The organism is Shewanella sp. 11B5 (assembly GCF_002836795.1).
Classification (GTDB): domain Bacteria; phylum Pseudomonadota; class Gammaproteobacteria; order Enterobacterales; family Shewanellaceae; genus Shewanella; species Shewanella frigidimarina.
In genome coordinates, this window is record NZ_PJAP01001065.1 from 1 (window position 1) to 2421 (window position 2421).

Here is a 2421-nt window from a genome sequence, read left to right on the forward strand (position 1 = left end):
GGTAACTTAACCCCAGATGCAGTACCATCAGGAAGTGACTTTTCAACAAATTGCACATCCCCTAACGCAACATCAACCGCAAAACCTGCCGCTTCAAGATTCAAAGCTGCATGAGCTAAAGCCACTAATGCACTACCATCTGTGTTGAGCTTATTGGGCGTGGTTGCCGCACTCATATAATCAAAAGCTTCTGTTAACATGGTGTTTTGATTGAACTGATGGGCAAACTCTCGAAGTAACGCCCCGCCTTTGCTGTCGTTATCTTGTTTACCGTTCCACGCCTTTAGCGCGGCACATGATGCCGAAACATCTTTAGACAATGTTGCGCTAACCATCACCGGCGTAGCCCCTTGTTGCTCACACTGGCTAATTAAGTCGGGTAACACTAATTCAGCAAGATAAGCCCGATTGGATAATAAAGCCGTCTCTAATTCCTCAATATTAAATTTACCGTCATCACCCGCGGCATCTTCCATTAAGGTTAAGCCCATACGAGTACGTAACGATAATTGACCTCGTTCTGGACCGTATAAAGGAGAGTAGTTTTCGAGCGGTGCCGCTAAGTTAGTAGACCAAAAGGAGTTATTTGAGTTTTGCACAAAGTCTGTACGTTCAAGCTTAGGCGCACGTTCATATGGCATTGGCGAATCATAACTAAATACCGAGGTATTACCGGGTAGAATAGTAAACCCTGCTTGGGCTCTCGCCGCTTGTATCGCTGGAGTCGTCTTAATAATATCGACCACTAAGTCAGAAAAACCCGGGACGGTTGAGTCGTCAATATAAAACGCATTGCCTTCTTTATCTGCATACATGGTGTTATTAAAAATCACCCCATCATAATTTTTAAACGCTTGTTGAAACTCATCTTTATTGGATGCAAGGTTCATGGCTAACCAATGATCGAGCGGATCTTTATTGGCCATGTTGGCATCTTGAATAAAGAAAGCCTGGCCATCGTCCCATCCAAATGGCGCTAATGTTGGTGGTGCTTCAACCATCGGACCTTTGGCTGTGGTGTAAATATCCTTCTGTGCTACCAACATGCCAGCGGGGCCTGCATTAACTAATACCGAAACCGTTTCTTTGTTGATTGGCATCGGCGAATTATCGTACATATATTGCAATCTATCACCAGCAACTAACTCAAGGTTATACATTACAAAATGTTCTGCGGTTGAAAAGGTATGGGTCCAGGCTACATCTTTATTAAAACCAATGTTAACCAATCCAGGCATACCGGCTAACGAGCCACCCATCACATCCATTTGCCCTGGTATAGTCAAATGCGACTGCCAAAAACGTAAATTACCGGTATGCGGAAAATGCGGGTTGCCCAACACCATGCCTTTACCATTTTCGGTTTTATCCTTTCCTAAACCCCAACCATTAGAGCCCAAATTTCGCGGATTAGTTTCCGGTGTGGTAATGGTTGCAGACCGTGCGATTAATTTGTTGTTCATATCCTGCACAAACGCAGTTTGCGCAGTGGACGGGGCTGATCCAACAATACGCGGTAAATACTCTTGAGCATCGCCAGGGTTGGCGTAAAAAATTAAATCTAAAAAGTTTGCCGCCCCAGGTAATAGCGCGATGGAAAATAGATAGCTTGCTACATCGACACCGCTAATAGGTTTAACCCACGGTTGACCAGCACAAAATGGCTCACCGGTTTGAGTGCCGGCTTCTACATCAGCTAGATACTGATTATAACCCGCACTAAAACCTTCCATTAATGCACGCGAATTATAACTAAACTGTGGGTATTGGTTTTCTGCAAGCTGCCTGATTTTCAATGCTTTGTAGGCAAAGTCAGAAATTAAGTTACCGTTATCTTCACTGGTTGGAAGTCCGGTTGTAAAGTCAATCGATGCATGGGGGCCAAAGTACATCGACCGTTCAGAATTGGCTTTAATAAAGCCATCCGCTATCACACATAAATTATCTTGTGCTTGGGCATAACCATTACCGAAACCAAGACTCTCTAAATTGTCGGCTGTAATGTGTGGTACACCATATTGAGTTCGGCGAATTTGAACTTTTAAGCTGCCATTAGGAGCAAAAGCTTGTAAAGGAGGAGTAACGACTTCGGGTTGTGGATCTGGTTGAGGGGTTTTACCGTATTGAGTGTCATCACCGCAACCCACTATCGCAACGCTAGAAGCCATACCGATAGCGAGTAGAATTTTATTCAGTTTCATTATTATTATCCTTGTTGTATCCCAATGCTAATCAGCAAAATGGATGAGGTACTTAATCCTTTATGCCTCAATTTAAGCTAACAGCACCGCCAAAGTAATCCCAATCACCTTGAAACGAATGCGCTGTTGTTAAATACAACAAAGACATGCATTGCTATTTAAGCAATCATTCTCTCGTGTGTCTACATCTTGATAGAAATAGCCTCAATAAACTTGAGTA

The 2421-nt window shown here is 43.4% G+C and carries 1 protein-coding gene; it reads right to left on the reverse strand.

All coding sequences use genetic code 11. The features are described 5' to 3' along the window. Positions 1-2201 (reverse strand): acylase (locus CXF78_RS20335; protein WP_102037773.1); only part of this gene is annotated, 2201 nt, incomplete at its 3' end. Between the last annotated feature and the right edge of the window lie 220 nt (positions 2202-2421).